Raw genomic sequence first — 3,428 nt, forward strand, 5'->3', positions numbered from 1 at the left:
GCGCGGTCCCGGCGGAGGCCGACGACACCGTCGCCAACGACGGCGACCGCCGCGTCGCGGCGGCCGGCTTCGTCGCGATCCTGCGCGACCGCGCCGGACGCCGCTGACCGTCTCGATGCGGCGGCCGGCGACGCGCCGTGGGCGCCGGCGGGAGCCTGGACAGGTCTTTCGATGGGCAGGCAACCAAGCGGCGGTCGATCGGTTATTCGGGCCACCATCTGCATTGGGAAAGAAGTCGACGCCATGCCGAACCGTCTCACCCTCACCGCCGGCCTGATCGCCGCCGGCCTGCTCGCCGCTCCGCTCGGCCTGACGCATGCGGCCAGGGCCGAGTCCGACCAGAAGGAGTTCCAGCTCGCCAAGACCACCAAGGTCGGCCTCGCCCAGGCGCTGACCACGGCCGAGGCCCAGGGCGAGAAGGGCCGCGCCATCGACGCGGATTTCGAGAAGGCGGACGGCAAGAACCCGACGCATTACAGCATCAAGGTCGTCTATCCGGACGGCAAGCTCGTCGAGTACGGCATCAATGCCGACAGCGGCGCGCTCTACAAGACCGAGAACCAGCCGATCGAGCGGTACTTCACCCGCCTCAAGCCGGCCGATTTCCAGAACGCCACCACGTCGTTGAAGGACGCGCTGACGATCGCCGAGCAGAAGGCGGGCGGCGGCAAGGCCTACGAGGCCGAGGTCGAGCGCGACGGCAAATCGGTGCAGTACGAGATCAAGGTGGCGCTGGCCGACCGCGAGCAGACCGTGAAGGTCGGCCCGAACGGCAAGGTCGTCGGCGACTGATCGCCCCGGTGCGCGGCGCGGCGCCCATCGGTGCCGCGCCGATCCGCGGATCGTGATACGGAGTCTGCCGGAGGCCGGATCGATGGCGGACCCCGAGCTCAGATCTGAACGGCCGCGAGCCATGCTGCGATGAACCCGACCGCCGTCGCCGTCATGCTCGGCATCGCCACGGGCGCGATCTCCCTGCTCGTGTTCGCGATCGTCGACGGCCACCCGCTGCTCCTGGCCAGCATGGTCGCCGTGTTCATCGCGATGTTCGTGCGCTGGGGCTGACGCGCCCCCTCGTCCCGGCAGCCGTCGGCTTCGAAGACCCCGTCGATCCACCGATCTGTGGGTGCGGCGTCGGCCGCGACAGGGCGGAGCTTCACAAGGCTGTCACGCTGCTATTAGACTAAGCCCCGATGGAGAGGGCCTTTTCGTCACTTCGCGAAGGGCTGGGATCGACCGGATTGGCACCCGGACCCCGCCGCGAGCCGGATGTATCCGCCCCAGCCGGTCGCCGACCGCGCCCGGCGCGCCACGCGTGTCCCATGCCTCCGGCCGAGTCGGTGCCGCCGCCGGGCCGCCGGATCCCGCGCCCGGACGCACGAGAGCCCCATCCCCCCGTCGACCCTGTCCTCGGGACAGCGCGCAATGTCGATCTCGCGCGTTGTCCCGTATGGCTTTCGTTCGAAGAGTCGCGCCGATGATGGATCTCCAGACCCTCGTCCTCAACGCGGATTACCGGCCGCTCTCCTACAACCCGCTCTCGTTGTGGAGCTGGAAAGACGCCTTCACCGCCCTGTTCCTCGACCGCGTGACGCTGGTGGCGAGCTACGACGTCGAGGCGCGCAGCCCGAGCCGGGCGCTCCGGGTGCCGAGCGTGGTGGCGCTGAAGAACTACGTCACGCTGGCCCGCAGCCCGGCCTTCACCCGCTACAACATCTACCTGCGCGACAGCTTCTCGTGCCAGTATTGCGGCCTGCGCCTGCCCTCGGGCGGCTTGACCTTCGACCACGTCAACCCGCGCTCCCGCGGCGGGCTCTCCACCTGGGAGAACGTCGTCGCCGCCTGCAGCCCGTGCAACCTGCGCAAGGCGAACCGCACCCCGCACGAGGCCGAGATGCCGCTGCTGACCGAGCCGCGCCGCCCGACCCGCTACGAGCTGCACCACCGCCAGCCCGAGTTCGACCACCGCGACTACCACCACACCTGGCTCGACTACCTGTACTGGGACAGCGAGCTGGAGAGCTGATCGGGAAAGGAGCGCGCATCCGGTCTCATCGGCACCGGCCGATGGGACCGCGTGGAGCGTGCGTCCTGAGACGCGTTCGGGCCGGTTCACGGGCCGTGATCGGGCTCGGAGACGGGAGCGCCGAGGCCGATCCGGGCGCTGCGCGGCCATGTCGACTTCACGATGTCGTCGGTGTAGGGCCCCTGCTCCTGCGCGAAAGCTGTATCGGCACGGCCGAGAACGGCCAGGACGGCAACCCAGCAAAGCCGATGCACCCGCATCATCCGAGTTTCCTCCGAGGTCGAGGGCGAACCCTGGGCTGAACGGGTTCGGCCGAGCGGATCGGCAGCGGTTCCGTCGCCCCCCGGAGGCCGGGTCCGGTCGCGCACCGAGCGAACCGCGGCGCGGTGGCGCGCGTTCGAGCATCGACCGGACCGATCCGGGACGACCTCGAGGATGGAACCGGCATGGCAGCACCGACCCGCATCGTGATCGTCGGCGGCGGCATCGCCGGGATCACGGTGGCGACCGGCCTCGGCCGCCGCCTCGGCCGGAGCGGGGCGGCGCAGGTCACCCTGGTCGACCGGGCCCTGTCCCATGTCTGGAAGCCGATGCTGCACACCTTCGCCGCCGGCACCGCGCTGCCGGACCGGCAGAAGCTGAGCTTGCTCGCGCAGGCAAAGGCCAACCATTTCCGCTTCCGGCTCGGCTCGCTGCAGGCCGTCGACCGTGCCGCGCGGCAGCTGACCCTCGCCCCCTTCGACGCGGAGGGCGACGGAGCGGCCCTCGCGCCGACGCAGCTCGGCTACGACGTGCTGATCCTCGCCCTCGGCAGCCGCGCGAACGATTTCGGGACGCCGGGCGTGGCCGAGCATTGCGCCACGATCGACGACCTCTCCGACGCGGAGGCGCTGCACCGGCGCCTGCGCGGGCAGGTGCTGGCGGCGCTGCGCTCGGAGGCCAGCCTGCGGATCGCCATCGTCGGCGGCGGCGCCACCGGCGTCGAGTTCGCGGCCGAGCTGAAGCACGCCGTCGACGTGATCGCCGGCTACGGCACCGGCGCCTTGCGCGAAAAGCTCCGCCTCACCCTGATCGAGAGCGGCCCGCGCCTGCTCGCCGCCTTCCCCGATCGCGTCTCCCGGGCCGCGGCGGCCACCCTGGCCGACCTCGCGGTCGACGTGCGCACCGGCGCCCTGGTGACCGGCGCCGACGCCGCGGGCTTCACGCTGAAGGACGGCGGACGGATCGAGGCCGACATCAAGGTCTGGGCCGCCGGGGTGCGCGCGCCCGCGGTGCTCGCCCGGATCGAGGGGCTCGACCGGTCGCGCACCGGCCAGCTCGTGGTCGGCGACACCCTCCAGGCCACGCGCGACCCGGCGATCTTCGCGCTCGGCGACTGCGCCGCCTGCCCGCAGCCCGGCGC

Annotated in this window: 5 protein-coding genes; 4 read left to right on the forward strand and 1 reads right to left on the reverse strand. The window is 71.6% G+C overall.

Annotation, left to right across the window (positions count from 1 at the left end; genetic code table 11):
* The first annotated feature begins 243 nt into the window (after window positions 1-243).
* From FV230_RS26200 to FV230_RS26205, 3 genes are all read left to right on the forward strand, one after another.
* Entirely contained in the window at window positions 244-792 is a 549-nt protein-coding gene (locus FV230_RS26200) for a PepSY domain-containing protein (RefSeq protein ID WP_147844466.1), read from the forward strand.
* 129 nt (window positions 793-921) lie between these two features.
* A complete protein-coding gene (locus FV230_RS30025; RefSeq protein ID WP_187274846.1) occupies window positions 922-1,065 on the forward strand; it encodes a hypothetical protein in 144 nt (47 codons plus the stop codon).
* Between the two features lie 412 nt (window positions 1,066-1,477).
* Complete coding sequence (locus tag FV230_RS26205) at window positions 1,478-2,026, forward strand: HNH endonuclease (protein WP_147729215.1); 549 nt, start codon at window positions 1,478-1,480, stop codon at window positions 2,024-2,026.
* 86 nt (window positions 2,027-2,112) lie between these two features.
* Here FV230_RS26205 and FV230_RS30030 read toward each other — a convergent pair whose 3' ends face one another.
* Entirely contained in the window at window positions 2,113-2,289 is a 177-nt protein-coding gene (locus FV230_RS30030) for a hypothetical protein (RefSeq protein ID WP_187275628.1), read from the reverse strand.
* A gap of 183 nt (window positions 2,290-2,472) precedes the next feature.
* Between FV230_RS30030 and FV230_RS26210 the strand changes: the two genes are divergently transcribed.
* On the forward strand, window positions 2,473-3,428 hold a 956-nt coding region (locus FV230_RS26210; protein WP_147844467.1), incomplete at its 3' end, for an FAD-dependent oxidoreductase.

The sequence above is a fragment of the Methylobacterium sp. WL6 genome, from assembly GCF_008040095.1.
GTDB lineage: Bacteria > Pseudomonadota > Alphaproteobacteria > Rhizobiales > Beijerinckiaceae > Methylobacterium.

What these genes read in the sequence shown, in the direction of transcription:
- FV230_RS26200 (WP_147844466.1), top strand. Translation starts at nt 244, where the DNA reads ATGCCGAACCGTCTCACCCTCACCGCCGGCCTGATCGCCGCCGGCCTG.
- FV230_RS30025 (WP_187274846.1), top strand. Translation starts at nt 922, where the DNA reads ATGAACCCGACCGCCGTCGCCGTCATGCTCGGCATCGCCACGGGCGCG.
- FV230_RS26205 (WP_147729215.1), top strand. Translation starts at nt 1,478, where the DNA reads ATGATGGATCTCCAGACCCTCGTCCTCAACGCGGATTACCGGCCGCTC.
- FV230_RS30030 (WP_187275628.1), bottom strand. Translation starts at nt 2,289, where the DNA reads ATGATGCGGGTGCATCGGCTTTGCTGGGTTGCCGTCCTGGCCGTTCTC.